Source organism: Acidihalobacter sp. (assembly GCF_037381185.1).
In the GTDB taxonomy this organism is placed as follows: Bacteria; Pseudomonadota; Gammaproteobacteria; order DSM-5130; family Acidihalobacteraceae; genus Acidihalobacter_A.
In genome coordinates this window covers 40,759-55,776 of sequence record NZ_JARRQY010000005.1, presented here as the reverse complement: position 1 = coordinate 55,776, position 15,018 = coordinate 40,759, and the positions used below count along the sequence as shown (strand labels likewise).

Below are 15,018 nucleotides of genomic sequence, written 5' to 3'. Positions count from 1 at the left end.
ATGCGGATCGCCGGGATCCGGCGCGAGACATCCCGCGTCAACGTGTTCTGGCTGGAATACGGAGCGCAGCCGTACCGCTTCCATCCCGGGCAGTGGATCGACCTGTACGTGACGCTGGACGGCCGCCGCGAAGTCGGCGGCTATTCCATCACCTCCACTGCGAATACGCCCGGCCGCATCCGCATCGCGGTCAAGCATTCGGATCATCACCCCGTAACCCGCTGGTTGGGCTGCCGCGCCGAGGTCGGTGACGAGGTCCTGGCGTCGGAGGGGCAGGGGAATTTCCACTACGATCCCGTTCACGGCAAGCGCCTGGTCCTGCTTGCCGCCGGCATCGGCATCACGCCGGTGCTCGGTATCCTGCATGAAATTCACGAGTCCTGGCCGGAAGTCGCGGCGACGCTGTACTACAGCGCCAGGGGCGAAGAGGAACTGCTGTTTCGCGGTGAACTCGACGCCATGGCTTCATCGCGTGCCAACATCCGCTGTATGTACGGCGTGACCGGCGTCGGTTCCGACGGCGAGCACCGGGCGCTCGATCTGTTGGACCGGAAAGGCCCGCCCGATACGCACGCAAGCTATTACTTCTGTGGCCCGAGATCCTTTGTGGACGATCTCGCGAGCGGCTTGCCCGCTCGCGGAGTGCCTGAGGATAGGCTGGTATACGAACGCTGGTGGTAGGAGGAAGTCTACGTCGCCGCCGTGAAGCGCATGGAAAGGTCCACTGCCAGCAGATGCTTGGTCAGCGCGCCGACCGAAACGTAGTCCACGCCGATGTTCGTCAGTTCGCGTAGCCGTGCCTCGTCGACGCTGCCCGAGACCTCGAGTTTTGCGCGGCCTCGCGTGCGGCGCACCGCTTCGCACATGTCTTCCAGGCCGAATTCGTCGAGCATGATGATGTCGGCGCCGGCCGTTAGCGCTTCGTCGAGTTCGGTGAGATTCTCGGTTTCCACTTCCACGCTGACCTGCGGCGACAGGTTGCGCGCCTGGGCCACTGCGGCGGTAATCGAGCCGGCCGCGGCGATGTGGTTTTCCTTAATCAGGATGGCATCGTAGAGCCCCATGCGATGGTTGTGACCACCGCCGCAGGCCACCGCGTACTTTTGCGCACGGCGTAGGCCGGGCAGCGTCTTGCGGGTGTCCAGTAACTGCGTATTGCTGCCGACGAGCAGATTGGCGTAGCGGTGTGTCGCCGTTGCCGTGCCCGACAGCGTCTGCAGGAAGTTGAGCGCGGTGCGCTCGCCGCTGAGCAGTGCGCGGGCGGGGCCCTGCAGACGGCACAGAGGCTGATTGGGTTCGGCGGTTTCCCCTTCGGCGATCTCCCACTCGACGCGTACCTGCGGGTCGATACGGGCGAACACGGCGTCGAACCAGGGGGCGCCGCAGATCACCGCCTGTTCGCGGGTGATCACCGTAGCCTCGGCCTCTAGCGCTTCCGGAATCAGCGCCGCGGTCAGATCGCCCGGGCCGAGGTCTTCGGCCAGAGCGGCGTCGATGTTGAGTTCGATGGCGGTGCGGAGGTCGGGGGTGATCTGTGGTGCAGGCATTGTTTGGTTGGTTTCCGGTTTCGGGTGTGTGGGGAATCTACTATGCGGGTGGTTGTGGGTCTAATTGTGGTTCCTCACGAGCTGGGTGGAGCGCTTGTTTGTTTATATGTCTGGGGACAATGCTTTGTGGCGAGTCATCGCCTCGTTGGGGGCGGGCGTGAATCAGCGTTTGTGGTTTTGATGCTGCGTGAGAGAAAGCGGCGTACTTGTTGGCCGTGAGGGTCTGTTTCGGACGCGATTCGACGTTTGGGTCTCAGATCGATCAAGGTGACGCGCCCGAGCCGGTTTCTTTGAAATGCGCAAAGTAATCGGCGAAAGAAACGCATCCCCAAAGCACTCTGCACCTGTGCCATTCGCGACTGCAGTGGGCTGGTGTGGGTTCAGGGCAAGGCGCGGTGCGAAGGCAATGGCCCGAGCCCTTGGCAAGCGCCGCAACGTAGCCATGGGCGCACACCAGCCCACCCGAAGGGCGACACCAGGCTGTCCCGCCCCGGTGTTGCGCCGCTGGTGAAGGCAATGAGCCTTCCCTGCGCGACGCGCCTTGTGGCGAAACAGCCGAGGCGCTGCAGTTGTGAATGGCACAGGTGCAGAGTGCTGTGCTTGGCCCTGTCGGGCAACCTCGCGAACGCACCCCTGAACGGGGCTCGCAGCTATTGGCCATCCAGGCCAAGAGCTGCTTGGCTGACATCCCTGTCAGCCATCCCCGCCCAGGGGCACGTTCGCGAGGCAAGCGATCAGGGGGACCGAACGTCAAAACCGAGCGAGTCCGAAGCGAAGTATTCCGAACAAGCTGATTCAGATATTCAAACGTCTGGGGTGCGTTCTGTTTTGACTCTCCGGTTCCCGTGTGGTCTTGCCTCGAGCGTGCGCCCCGGCGCGGGGTCGGGCGGCAGGACGCCGCCCGCGCAGGCTTTGCCAGGAGGGCAAGTGTCTGCGGTGCCCCGTGACGGGGTGTGCTCTCGAGGTTTGCCCGTAGGGACAAGGCATAGCACTCTGCGCCTGTGTCATTGGCCACTGCAGTGGGCTGGTGTGCGTTCAGGGCCAGGCGCGGTGCGAAGGCAATGGCCTGAGCCCTTGGCAAGCGCCGCAACGCAGCCATGGGCGCACACCAGCCCACCCGAAGGGCGACACCAGGCTGTCCCGCCCCGGTGTTGCGCCGCTGGCGAAGGCAATGAGCCTTCCCTGCGCGACGCGCCTTGTGGCGAAACAGCCTGGAGGCGCTGCAGCCGCCAATGGCACAGGTGCAGAGTGCTTGGGGTGCCTTTCTTTCGCCTCTTTCTTTGGGCATGCAAAGAAAGAGGCTCGGGCGCGTCACCGCGATCAATTAAAACCCGACACGCTGATTCGCGCCCGAAACCGGCTGCCAGGGTTATAAGTACGTCGATTTCGCGTACTCAGTATCAGCAGTACCCGCCTGGTTTCGTGTTCGACACAGGCATCATGCGGCTAGTGAACGTGCTTGCGTAACCGTGATGAAGACACCACAAAACCATCCCGGCAAAAAAACACTCAACCCTTGCTCCGCCTCCGCACCACCATTTTCTCAACCTCGATCAACCCGTATAGCGCAACGGCAAACGCCAGCAGCAGCAGCCAGGTGCCGGCGTTCAGGGGGGCGGTGGAGAACAGTAGCTGCATCGGCGGTGCATAGGTCAGCAAGAGCTGGAAGAAAAGCACCAGGGCGATGGCCAGCAGTGCCCAACGGTTGCCGAACAGGCCGTTGCGGTTGGTGGTTGCGGCCGACAGGTAGCGAGCGTTGAGCAGGTAGGAGGCCTCGCCGAGCACTAGCATGTTGACCGCGGCGGTGCGTGCGGTGTCGATGTCGGCGCCCTGCTGCAGCAGCCAGAAGAACACGAAATCCACCGCGGCGAGCAGCAGCAGCGAAACCAGTGCGATGCGCCACAGCAGGAAGCGCGACAGCAGCGGCGAGTGCGGGGCGCGCGGTCTGCGCCGCATTACCGCGGTTTCGGGTGGTTCGAAGGCCAGGGCCAGGGCCAGAGTGACGGCCGTGATCATGTTGATCCAGAGAATCTGCACCGGGGTGATGGGCAGCCAGGTGCCGCTGAGGATGGCGGCGATGATGACCAGCGCCTCGGCGCCGTTGGTCGGCAAGATGAACAGAATGGCCTTGCGGATGTTGTCGTAGGCCGTGCGGCCTTCTTCCACGCCGGCGATGATGGAGGCGAAATTGTCGTCGGTGACGACAATTTCGGCGGCCTCCTTGGCGGCTTCCGTGCCCTTGCGGCCCATGGCCACGCCGACGTCGGCGCGCTTGAGTGCAGGGGCGTCGTTGACGCCGTCGCCGGTCATTGCGACGGTTTGTCCTTCGGCCTGCAGCGCTTCGATGAGGCGTAGCTTGTGCTCCGGCGCGGCGCGCGCGATGACGCCGCTGTCGTGCACGGCTTGGCGGAGTTGTGCGACGTCCAGGCCGTCGATTTCCGGCCCGGTCAGTACGCGGCTCGCGTCGCTCAAGCCGAGCGAGGCGCCGATGGCGGCTGCAGTGGCGGCGTGGTCGCCGGTGATCATCTTCACGCGGATGCCGGCGGACTGGGCTGCGGCAACCGCAGCGCTTGCTTCCTCGCGTGGCGGGTCGATGAAGCCGAGCAGGCCGAGCAGGCTGAAACCACTCTCCAGTTCGTCTAGTTCGAGCGTCTCGGGCGACGTTTCCAGCGCTTTGTAGGCCACGGCGAGGACGCGTTGGCCCTGCGCGGCGAGGGAGTCGAGCAGAGTGTGCCATTTGTCGGCTTCGAGCTCGATGGCCTGGCCGTGCGCACGTTGGGAGTTGCAGCGATCCAGAATGCGTTCCGGCGCGCCTTTGAGCACGACGAAGGCATGGCCGGCATGGTCGCGGTGCAGCGTGGCCATGAACTGGCGTTGGGATTCGAAAGGCACCACGTCGGCGCGCGGCCAGGCCTCGCGCTCGTAGGCAGGATCGAGGCCGCCCTTGCGGGCGAGGGCGACCAGCGCTGCATCCATCGGGTCGCCGATCGCCACCCACTCCTGCTCCTGTTGGGCGATGTCGCCGTCGTTGCACAGCAGGCCGCCGCGCAGCAATTCCATCAGGTCCGGCGCCTCGTCCGGTTGCACGGCGCTGCCTGCAATCGAGTCGTCCAGGCGTTCGATGCCGCCGAAGGGCGCATAGCCGACACCGCCGAAGGCATAGCGGTCGATGGCGGTGGCCGCATCGACCACGGTCATTTCGTTGCGCGTGAGGGTGCCTGTCTTGTCGGTGCAGACGACACTGACCGCGCCCAGCGTCTCGACCGCCGGCAGGCGTCGGATGATGACGTTGCGCGCGGCCATGCGGCGCACCCCGATCGCCAGCGTAATGGTGATAATTGCCGGCAGGCCTTCCGGAATGGCGGCGACGGCCAGCGCGACGGCGGCGAGAAACATGTCTTGGATGGATTCGCCGCGCAAGCCGACGCCGACCGCGACGGTGAATACCGCCAAGCCCAGGATCAACCCGGTGAGGGTGCGCGAGAAACCGGCGATCTGCTTCAGCAGTGGCGTGGTCAGCGTTTCCACGCCGGCCAGCAGGATATTGATACGACCGATTTCCGTATCGCTGCCGGTGGCGGCGACCAGGCCCAAGCCTTGTCCGTTGACCACCAGGGTGCCGGAGTAGGCCATGCTGTGGCGTTCGGCCAGCACGCTCTGTTCCGGCGTCGCCTCGGATTGCTTGTCGACCGGTACCGACTCGCCGGTCAGGGCGGACTCGTCGATGCGCAGGCGATGCGCGCTGAGCAGGCGCACGTCGGCCGGCACGCGGTCGCCGGCCTGCAACAGTACGAGGTCGCCGACGACGATGTCGGCGGCGTCGAGTTCGGCGTAGTGGCCGTCGCGCAGCACGGTGGCGTGCGGCGAAAGCATGGCGCGGATCGCCGCCATGGCGTCCTCGGCCTTGCCTTCCTGTACGTAGCCGATCAGGGCGTTGATGACGACCACGCCGAAGATCACGCCGGCATCGATCAAGTGTCCGAGCGCCAGCGTGAGCACGCCGGCGATCAGCAGGATGTAGATCAGCAGATTGTGGAACTGCAGCGCCAGTCGGCGCAGGCGGCTGGGTGGGGGAGGGGCCGGCAGGCGGTTGGGGCCGTGGGCGGCCAAGCGCTCGGCGGCTTCAGTCGCGCCCAGTCCCTGGCGTGTACTGCCCAAGGCCTGCAAGGCTTGGTCGGCGCTCACTGCATGCCAGTCCACAGGATCGTGTCCGATGTCCATATCCGTATCCGTTGTTGCAGATGATGGGGGCGGATCCATGTTCCCGCCGCGTTTCCGGTTCCGTTGCTAAAGATCTTGCGGTGTACGGCTTGCTGTTGGCGGCTTTGACGATGCCCATGCGTTATACTGGCAAGCCTTTTGGGGGGTGGCAAGCGCTTGTCTTGTCAAATAAAACAGCCTGGCCAACGAGCCGGGAACGCACCGATGGAGGTTTGTCTTGGATAACACCGCCCGTGTGAAATTACCCGGCTGGGTAAAGCTCTTGTTCCCTTTCATGCAGTGGTTGCCCAATGTCGGGCGCGACTCTGCGAAAGCGGACTTCATGGCCGGCCTCACCGGCGCCATCGTGGTATTGCCGCAGGGCGTTGCCTTCGCCGCAATCGCCGGCATGCCGCTCGAGTACGGACTTTACACCGCCATGGTGCCGGCGATCGTCGCCGCGTTCTTCGGCTCGTCCTGGCATCTGGTTTCGGGGCCGACCACGGCGGCCTCGATCGTGCTGCTGTCGGTGTTGTCCATGCATGCGGCGCCGGGTAGCCCGGAGTTCGTCCGTCTGGCGTTGACGCTGACCTTCCTGGTCGGCCTGATCCAGATTGCCATGGGGGCGGCACGTCTGGGCACGCTGGTCAATTTCATCTCGCATTCGGTGATCATCGGCTTCACCGCCGGCGCGGCCATTCTCATCGCCAGCAGCCAGCTCAAGCATTTCCTCGGCATGGACATTCCGCGCGGACTGCATCCGCACGAAATCCTGGTGCACATTGGACAGCATGCGGTGGAGATCAACTTCTGGGTGGTCGCGGTCAGCGTGCTGACATTGGTTTCGGGATTGTTCTTCAAACGCTACGTCAAACGCGTCCCCTATATGATCGCGGCGATGCTGGTCGGCTCGCTGGGTGCATTCGTGCTCAACCGGATCTACGGCCAGGACGTGACGGGGATCGTGACCATAGGCGCTCTGCCGGCTTCGCTGCCGCCGTTGTCGAGCCCTGATTTTTCGCTGCAGGCGATCAAGGATCTGCTGCCCGGCGCGATCGCGGTGACCGTGCTGGCGCTGACCGAGGCGGTCTCCATCGCGCGCTCGATCGGAGTGCGTTCGGGGCAGCATGTGGACGGCAATCAGGAGTTCATCGGCCAGGGGCTGTCTAACGTGGTCGGCAGTTTTTTCTCGGCCTACGTTGCGACCGGTTCCTTCAATCGTTCCGGCGTGAACTACGAGGCCGGCGCCCGTACGCCGCTGGCAGCCGCGTTCGCCGGCGTCATGCTCATGGGTGTGGTGTTGCTGGTTGCACCGTATGCGAGCTACCTGCCGAATGCCGCCATGGCCGGCATTCTCATGCTGGTCGCCTGGGGGCTGATCGATTTTCACCACATTGGCGTGATCCTAAAGACCAGCCGTTCCGAGGCGGCGGTGCTGGCGGTGACCTTTTTCTCCACCCTGTTGATGGATCTGGAGTTCGCCATCATGGTCGGCGTGGTGGCTTCGCTGGTGACCTATCTGCACCGCACCTCGCGTCCGCGCATGCTGGTGCGCGTGCCGGACCCGTCACTGCCGGACCGCAAGTTCAATACCGATCCGTCGCTGCCGGAGTGTCCGCAATTCAAGATTGTGCGCATCGACGGTTCGGTGTTCTTCGGTGCGATCAATCACATTCGCGAGACCCTGCGCGACTACGCGGAGCAGAATCCGCAGCAGAAGCATCTGATGGTCGTGGCATCGGGCATGAACTTCGTGGATGTGGCGGGAGCCGAGTACCTGGCGCAGGAGGCACGCGGCCATCGCAAGGCAGGTGGTGGACTGTATTTCTACAGGATCAAGCCGGGTGTCTGCGAGGCGCTGACGCGGGGCGGGTTCCGTGACGAGATTGGTGCCGAGAACATGTATTCGAGCAAGACCGATGCCCTGCACGACATCGTGGCCAACAAGCTCGATCAGGAGGTGTGTCGACATTGCACCCGCCGCATTTTCCTGGAGTGCAAGGACAAGCCGGGCCCGGACGAGCCGCTGATCCGCTGAGGCGGCTCATCCGCATTCTTCGGCCGCCGCTCGCGCGGTCGATCGACTCTCTCTAGCGATTCTTCGGCGGACACTCTCAGGGTGTCCGCCGCCTTCCCGTATCCGCGCGTTTCGCAAGTTCCCCCTACGATTGTCTTCATCTCTTCGCCCGCAGTCACCCACAGATCGTCGGCGGGTCCCTTGTTGTATGGACATATGGCGCCTATTCTCTCAATATTGTTGACAATCATGATGTGCTATATAAAGCGTTCATGGCATCTGATACGGGCTTTCGATAGCACGGATTGGCGTCGACCTCGGATTGAACACATGTTTTTGTAGATTGATAGTTAAAAGAAAATATCTGATATTGGTTGGCTTTTCGGACTTTTTTACAGTCTGTAAAAGTGACTTTCCATAGTCAGGAGGAGACGATTCATGATGGCGCGACAGGGATGTTCAAGTCGATTTTTTGATCAGAGTGTCGACATATGAACGATTACGAGGAGATTTACAGGCGTTCGCTGGAGGATCCGGAGGGTTTCTGGGGTGAAGCGGCGCAGGCGGTCGACTGGGACCGGTCGTGGGACAAGGTGCTGGATCGCGATGCCGAGCCGGTGCCTCGCTGGTTTGCCGGCGCCAGCATGAATACCTGCTTCAATACGCTCGACCGTCACGTACGCGATGGTCACGGCGAGCGCGACGCGCTGATCTACGATAGTCCGGTAAGCAGGTCCAAGCGCCGCTACAGCTACGCCGAACTGCGTGACGAGGTAGCGCGCCTGGCCGGTGCGCTGCAGGCGCATGGCGTCGGGAAGGGCGATCGGGTGATTCTGTACATGCCGATGATTCCGGAAGCCGTGATGGGTATGCTGGCCTGCGCCCGCATAGGCGCGATCCACTCGGTGGTGTTCGGCGGCTTCGCCGCGCACGAACTCGCGCGGCGTATCGACGACGCCAAGCCCAGGCTGATCCTGTCGGCGTCCTGCGGCATCGAACCGACGCGGCTGGTGCCTTACAAGCACCTGCTCGACGACGCCATCGAGCAGTCCTCGCACAAGCCGGATGCCTGCCTGATCCTGCAGCGCGAACAACTGTCGGCGGAACTGGTCAAAGGCCGCGATTTCGATTGGAAACAGGCTTGCGCCGAGGCCGAGCCCGTCGACTGCGTGCCGGTCGCCGCGACCGATCCGCTGTACGTGCTCTATACCTCGGGCACGACGGGTCAGCCCAAGGGCGTGGTGCGCGACAACGGTGGGCACGCCGTCGCCCTGCTGTGGAGCATGCGCAACCTTTACGGCGTGCAGCCCGGTGACGTGTACTGGGCGGCATCGGACGTCGGCTGGGTGGTCGGGCACAGCTACATCGTCTATGCGCCGCTGCTGATGGGCTGCACCACGGTGGTGTATGAGGGCAAGCCGGTCGGCACGCCCGATCCGGGTGCGTTCTGGCGCGTGGTGGAGGAATACGGCGTGCGCGTGCTGTTCACGGCGCCGACCGCGATTCGCGCGATCAAGAAGGAGGATCCCGAGGCGGAACACATGCGCCGCTACGATCTGTCCTCATTGCAGGCGCTGTTCCTGGCCGGCGAACGCTGCGATGCCGACACCCTGCACTGGGCGGGCAAGTACCTCGAACGCCCGGTGATCGATCACTGGTGGCAGACCGAGACCGGCTGGGCCATCGTCGGCAATCCGCTGGGTGTGGGTATGCTGCCGGTCAAGGCGGGATCGCCGACGGTGGCGATGCCGGGCTACGACGTCAGAGTCGTGGCCCCGGAGGGGCATGAGGTCGAGACCGGGGGCATGGGCGCGATCGTCATCAAGCTGCCGCTGCCTCCGGGTACGCTGCCGGGTTTGTGGAACGGCGAACAGCGTTTCGTGGACGGTTATCTGTCGCGCTTTCCGGGTTACTACCTGACCGGCGATTCGGGCTTCAAGGATCTCGATGGCTACGTCTGGATCATGAGCCGCACGGACGACGTCATCAACGTGGCCGGCCACCGCATCTCCACCGGCGAGATCGAAGAGGTGCTGGCGAGCCATCCCGACGTGGCCGAATGCGCGGTGTTCGGCATTCGGGACGACATGAAGGGGCAGGTTCCGCTGGGCCTGTTCGTCCTCAAGAACGGCGTGCGCCGGGAGCCGGAGGAAGCGGCTGCGGAGCTGGTGCAGCTGGTGCGCGACGAGATAGGCCCGGTGGCGTTCTTCAAACTGGTGGTGGCCGTACCGCGGTTGCCGAAGACGCGCTCAGGCAAGATCCTGCGCCGGGTGATGGCGCAGATGGTCGATGGCGAGGAGTGGAAGACGCCGCCGACGATTGACGATCCGGCTATCCTCGACGAGTTGCTGGAAGTACTGGGGGCCTCCGGAGTCGGACGCTGGGCGTGAGCCCGGCGCTTGCGGCGGCCGATACGCATTGTTGACGGAAAGATGCAGATGACGGTCGAAATCGTTTCCATGGGCCCGGCGGTGACCTTGTCCGAACGCTTGTTCGAACAGATCCGCGGGGCGATCGAGCGCGGCGACATCGCCGCCGGTTCGAAGATCAGTGAGCCGGAGTTGGCGCGGCGCTTTGGCGTGAGCCGAGGCCCGCTGCGTGAGGCGATTGGCCGCCTCGAAGCCTGTGGCCTTGTGGAGCGTCGGGCGAACGTGGGGGCGCGCGTGGTGACTCTGTCCAGCGAAGGATTGCTGGAGATATTCCAGGTGCGCGAGGCGCTGGAGAGCATGGCTGCGAGGTTGGCCGCGGAGCACATGACCGATGAGGAGATCGCCGCGCTGCGGGGGCTGCTCGACCAGCACGGCAGGCAGATCGATGAGGACAGCGGCCAGGCCTATTTCCAGAAGGTCGGCGATCTCGACTTCCACTACCGGATCGTGCAGGGCAGCCGCAACAGCCAGCTCATCAAGCTGCTCTGCAACGACCTCTATCACCTGATGCGCCTGTACCGCTATCAGTTCGGCATGCAGAGCCGGCGCGCGCCGCGTGCCTTCGTCGAACATCGAATGATCGTGGACGCGATCGAGCAGCGCGACGGTGAAATGGCCGAACTGCTCATGCGCCACCACATCCGGACTTCGCGGGAGAACGTGAAGTCCATGCTGACCGCCCGTGCCTCCTGAAGGTGGCCGGCGGAGCATCCAAACAGTGACAAGGAGTCAAGTCAGTGAGTAAGAACACCACCCCGGGAGCGAAATTTCGCAGCGCCGTCGAGCGCGCCAATCCCCTGCAATGCATCGGCGCGATCAACGCCTACCATGCACGCCTGGCCGCCAGTTGCGGCTACGAGGCACTGTACATTTCCGGCGGCGGCGTCGCGGCCGGTTCCTGCGGCATTCCCGACCTGGGCATCACCACGGCCGAGGACGTGCTGACCGACGTGCGCCGCATCACCGACGTGGTCGATCTGCCGGTGTTGGTGGACATCGACACGGGCTGGGGCGGGGCGTTCAACATCGCGCGCGCCATCCGTTCCATGGAGAAGTTCGGCGCTGCCGCGGTGCACCTCGAGGATCAGGTGCAGCAGAAACGCTGCGGGCACCGCCCGAACAAGGCGATCGTGCCGCAGGCCGAAATGGTCGATCGCATCAAGGCGGCGGTCGATGCCCGCCGCAGCGACGATTTCGTGGTCATGGCCCGCACCGACGCGCTCGCAGTCGAGGGCATGGATGCGGCGCTCGAGCGCGCGGTGGCCTGTGTCGAAGCCGGCGCGGACATGCTGTTCCCTGAGGCGGTGACTTCGCTGGAGCAGTACCGTGCCTTCGTCGAGGCGGTAAAGGTGCCGGTGCTGGCCAACATCACCGAGTTCGGTTCCACGCCGATGTTCACGCTCGACGAGCTGCGCTCGGTGGGCGTCAGCATCGCGCTGTACCCGCTGTCGGCCTTCCGTGCCGCCAATGCGGCGGCGCTCAAGGTCTACCAGACCATCATCGCCGAGGGCACCCAGCGCAACGTGCTCGACACGATGCAGACGCGCGAGGACCTGTATCGCTACCTCGGCTACCACGATTTCGAACAGACACTGGACCGGCTTTTTTCCGAAGGCCGCGGTTGAACCGCGGCATGGCAACGGCTTAGCGCAGGAGGCGACCAATGACTGAAGCAAACGCACCCAAGGCGAAGAAATCGGTGGCCCTGTCGGGCACGGTCGCGGGCAACACCGCGATCTGCACCGTCGGCCACAGCGGCAACGATCTACATTACCGCGGCTACGACATTCTCGATTTTGCCGAGCAGGCCGAGTTCGAGGAAATCGCGTATCTGCTGATCTACGGCGAATTGCCGAACGCGGCGCAACTGGCCGCCTACAAACGCCGGCTGCGCTCCTACCGGGGGCTGCCGCACGCATTGCGCACGGCGCTTGAGGCGCTGCCGGCCTCGTCGCATCCGATGGACGTGATGCGCACCGCCAGCTCCGTGCTCGGCTGCTGTCTGCCGGAGAAGGACGATCATCCGGTGGCCGAGGCGCGCCTGATTCTGGACCGTCTCATGGTCGGGCTGGGCTCGGCGCTGCTGTACTGGTACCACTTCGCCTTCAACGGCCGGCGCATCGATGTCGAGACCGATGACGACTCGCTCGGCGGACACTTCCTGCACCTGCTGCACGGCGAGACTCCGCCGCAGAGCTGGGTGCGCGCCATGCACACCTCGCTGATCCTGTACGCCGAGCACGAGTTCAACGCATCGACCTTCACCTCGCGCGTCATCGCCGGCACCGCGTCCGACTTGTACTCGGCGATCACCGGCGCGATCGGCGCGTTGCGCGGACCCAAGCACGGCGGCGCCAACGAGGTCGCCCTGCGCATCCAGACTCGCTATTCCAGTCCGGACGAGGCCGAAGCGGATATCCGCGAACGCCTGGCGCGCAAGGAGATCGTGATCGGTTTCGGCCATCCGGTGTACACCGTGTCCGACCCGCGCAACGAGGTCATCAAGAAGGTGGCGCTGCAGCTCTCCGAGGAGAACGGCGATCGCCTGCTGTTCGACGTCGCCGAGCGTTTGGAGCAGGTCATGTGGGAGAGCAAGAAGATGTTCCCCAACCTCGACTGGTTCTCCGCCGTGTCCTACAGCCAGATGGGCGTGCCGACCGACATGTTCACGCCGCTGTTCGTGATCGCCCGCACCGCCGGTTGGGGTGCGCACATCATTGAACAGCGCCAGGACGGCAAGATCATCCGGCCGTCGGCGAACTACGTCGGCTCCGAAGACCGGCCCTATCCGCCGCTGTCGGCCCGCTGAAATCCGAACTTCTTTCTCAATTCAGAGGTATGCAATGAGCAATGCCGCCGTACTGGACGCCAGCCGTCCGGAATTCGATCAGGTCATCCAGGCCATCGCCGACTATGCGCTCGATTACGACGTCACGCGTTCCGACGAGGCCATGCAGACCGCCCGCTACTGCTGGATGGATACCATCGGCTGCGGGCTTTACGCCCTCAACTATCCCGCCTGCACCAAGATGCTCGGTCCGGTCGTGCCCGGTGCCGGCATGTCCGGCGGCGCCCGTGTGCCCGGTACGTCCTACGAACTCGATCCGGTGCGCGCGGCCTGGAACATCGGCGCCATCATCCGTTGGCTGGACTTCAACGACACCTGGCTGGCCGCCGAGTGGGGACATCCCTCGGACAACCTCGGGGCGATCTTCGCCCTGGCCGACTACCAGTCGCGCCAGGCGCGCGGCCGCGGCGAAGCGCCGCTGACCATGCGCGACGTGCTCACAGGCATGATCAAGGCGCATGAGATCCAGGGCGTGATCGCGCTGGAGAACAGCTTCAACCGCGTCGGGCTCGACCACGTCATGCTGGTACGCATCGCCTCCACCGCGGTCACTGCCGCGATGCTCGGCGGTACGCGCGAAGAGGTGCTGAACGCCGTGTCGCACGCCTGGATCGACGGTTCCTCGTTGCGCACTTACCGGCATGCGCCGAACACCGGCTCGCGCAAGTCCTGGGCGGCGGGCGACGCGTCCTCGCGCGGCCTGTTCCTGGCGCTGATGGCGCTGCGCGGCGAGATGGGGTATCCCTCCGCGGTCACCGCCAAGACCTGGGGCTTCCAGGACGTGCTGTTCAAGGGCCGCGAGCTGAGCTTCGGCCAGGGCTACGGCACCTACGTGATGGAGAACGTGCTGTTCAAGATCTCCTTCCCGGCCGAATTCCACGCGCAGACCGCGGTGGAAGCGGCGCTCAAGCTGCACGGAGCCGTACGCGACCGTCTCGACGACGTCGAGCGCGTGGTGATCAAGACCCAGGAGTCGGGCGACCGCATCATCAACAAGACCGGTCCGCTGGACAATCCCGCCGACCGCGACCACTGCATCCAGTACATGGTCGCCGTGCCGCTGATCTTCGGACGTCTGACCGCCGAGGACTACGAGGACGCCGTCGCCCTTGATCCGCGCATCGACGCGCTGCGGGCCAAGATGGAGTGCGTCGAGGAACCACGCTTCACGCGCGAGTACCTCGAGGCCGACAAGCGCGCCATCGGCAACTCCGTGCAGGTGTTTTTCCGTGACGGCAGCAGCACCGAGGAGGTGTCGATCGACTACCCGGTCGGTCACCGCCGCCGCCGCGAGGAAGGCATCCCGCTGCTCAAGGCCAAGTTCGAGACCAACCTGCGCGGCAAGGTCTCGAAGAAGAAGGCGGATGCGGTGCTGGATGTCTGCGCCGACCACGAACGCTTCCTGCAGACGCCTGTCGACGACCTCATGAGTCTGCTGACGGCCTGAGGCGGAAGCGACCGGATGGAAGACCCCCGTCGCTTGGCGGCGGGGATCGGTCCACGGATGGACCACCTCAACTGCTGCGAGTGTCCGAGTGTTGCGGGCATTCGGCGGTGGTTTTCTCAATGGGGTGAAGCGGAAGCGTTCTCGATCGTCTTGCGGGCGGCAAGCTTCAGCCAAGCAGCCGGTTCACCCCTTATCGCTGTTCGAGGTAGCGGCGCGTCAGTTCCAGAAAACGAGGCGTCGGGCCGATGTTCTCGTAAACCGGGTCCCCGGATTCGTCCTCACCGATGGCTTTAGGGCCGGGAACATAAGGCATCGCCTCTTCGACTTCGAGTAAGGCGGCCTGCAGCAGTTCGCGGGCCAGGGTTTCGACGTCTCGGCCAGGATAAATTTCTGCAAGGGCGTGCAATTTGGCGTGGTCCGCTCCCGTTAGCGGCAACTGCAGTACACAGTCGGGCCGATGTTCTCCGGCATGCGATTGCCACGATTCGATCAGTTGTCTTACCTTCACCGTGCCTCCTCAGCCGTGTGCT

The 15,018-nt window shown here is 64.2% G+C and carries 10 protein-coding genes; 7 read left to right on the top strand and 3 right to left on the bottom strand.

The window, feature by feature from the left end; translation table 11 throughout:
- Complete coding sequence (locus P8014_RS02435) at positions 1 to 681, top strand: FAD-dependent oxidoreductase (protein WP_337815709.1); 681 nt, start codon at positions 1 to 3, stop codon at positions 679 to 681.
- Positions 682 to 689: 8 nt separating this feature from the next.
- On the opposite strand, the gene nadC is transcribed toward P8014_RS02435, so the two are convergent.
- Together nadC and P8014_RS02425 are read right to left on the bottom strand one after the other, a co-directional pair.
- Complete coding sequence (nadC, locus tag P8014_RS02430) at positions 690 to 1,547, bottom strand: carboxylating nicotinate-nucleotide diphosphorylase (RefSeq protein ID WP_337815708.1); 858 nt, start codon at positions 1,545 to 1,547, stop codon at positions 690 to 692.
- A 1,509-nt stretch (positions 1,548 to 3,056) separates the two neighbouring features.
- Complete coding sequence (locus tag P8014_RS02425; RefSeq protein WP_337815707.1) at positions 3,057 to 5,768, bottom strand: HAD-IC family P-type ATPase; 2,712 nt, start codon at positions 5,766 to 5,768, stop codon at positions 3,057 to 3,059.
- Between the two features lie 217 nt (positions 5,769 to 5,985).
- On the opposite strand from P8014_RS02425, the gene P8014_RS02420 reads away from it, so the two are divergent.
- The 6 genes from P8014_RS02420 (at position 5,986) to P8014_RS02395 (ending at position 14,488) form a co-directional block, all read left to right on the top strand.
- Entirely contained in the window at positions 5,986 to 7,785 is a 1,800-nt protein-coding gene (locus tag P8014_RS02420; RefSeq protein WP_337815706.1) for a SulP family inorganic anion transporter, read from the top strand.
- 470 nt (positions 7,786 to 8,255) lie between these two features.
- The gene (locus P8014_RS02415; protein WP_337815705.1) at positions 8,256 to 10,154 is read left to right on the top strand and encodes a propionyl-CoA synthetase; all 1,899 of its coding nucleotides are present in this window, start codon (positions 8,256 to 8,258) and stop codon (positions 10,152 to 10,154) included.
- Positions 10,155 to 10,202: 48 nt separating this feature from the next.
- The gene (locus P8014_RS02410; protein ID WP_337815704.1) at positions 10,203 to 10,886 is read left to right on the top strand and encodes a GntR family transcriptional regulator; all 684 of its coding nucleotides are present in this window, start codon (positions 10,203 to 10,205) and stop codon (positions 10,884 to 10,886) included.
- 44 nt (positions 10,887 to 10,930) lie between these two features.
- Positions 10,931 to 11,818, top strand: a complete 888-nt coding sequence (gene prpB, locus P8014_RS02405) for a methylisocitrate lyase (protein ID WP_337815703.1) — start codon at positions 10,931 to 10,933, stop codon at positions 11,816 to 11,818.
- 38 nt (positions 11,819 to 11,856) lie between these two features.
- The gene (gene prpC, locus P8014_RS02400) at positions 11,857 to 13,002 is read left to right on the top strand and encodes a 2-methylcitrate synthase (protein WP_337815702.1); all 1,146 of its coding nucleotides are present in this window, start codon (positions 11,857 to 11,859) and stop codon (positions 13,000 to 13,002) included.
- Between the two features lie 34 nt (positions 13,003 to 13,036).
- Positions 13,037 to 14,488, top strand: coding sequence for a bifunctional 2-methylcitrate dehydratase/aconitate hydratase (locus tag P8014_RS02395; RefSeq protein ID WP_337815701.1), 1,452 nt, complete (start codon positions 13,037 to 13,039; stop codon positions 14,486 to 14,488).
- Positions 14,489 to 14,678: 190 nt separating this feature from the next.
- Here the strand turns inward: P8014_RS02395 and P8014_RS02390 are convergent, their stop codons facing one another.
- Entirely contained in the window at positions 14,679 to 14,996 is a 318-nt protein-coding gene (locus P8014_RS02390) for a type 1 pili tip component (protein ID WP_337815700.1), read from the bottom strand.
- Positions 14,997 to 15,018: the final 22 nt, after the last annotated feature.

What these genes read in the sequence shown, in the direction of transcription:
- P8014_RS02435 (WP_337815709.1), top strand. Translation starts at nt 1, where the DNA reads ATGCGGATCGCCGGGATCCGGCGCGAGACATCCCGCGTCAACGTGTTC.
- nadC (WP_337815708.1), bottom strand. Translation starts at nt 1,547, where the DNA reads ATGCCTGCACCACAGATCACCCCCGACCTCCGCACCGCCATCGAACTC.
- P8014_RS02425 (WP_337815707.1), bottom strand. Translation starts at nt 5,768, where the DNA reads ATGGACATCGGACACGATCCTGTGGACTGGCATGCAGTGAGCGCCGAC.
- P8014_RS02415 (WP_337815705.1), top strand. Translation starts at nt 8,256, where the DNA reads ATGAACGATTACGAGGAGATTTACAGGCGTTCGCTGGAGGATCCGGAG.
- P8014_RS02410 (WP_337815704.1), top strand. Translation starts at nt 10,203, where the DNA reads ATGACGGTCGAAATCGTTTCCATGGGCCCGGCGGTGACCTTGTCCGAA.
- prpC (WP_337815702.1), top strand. Translation starts at nt 11,857, where the DNA reads ATGACTGAAGCAAACGCACCCAAGGCGAAGAAATCGGTGGCCCTGTCG.
- P8014_RS02395 (WP_337815701.1), top strand. Translation starts at nt 13,037, where the DNA reads ATGAGCAATGCCGCCGTACTGGACGCCAGCCGTCCGGAATTCGATCAG.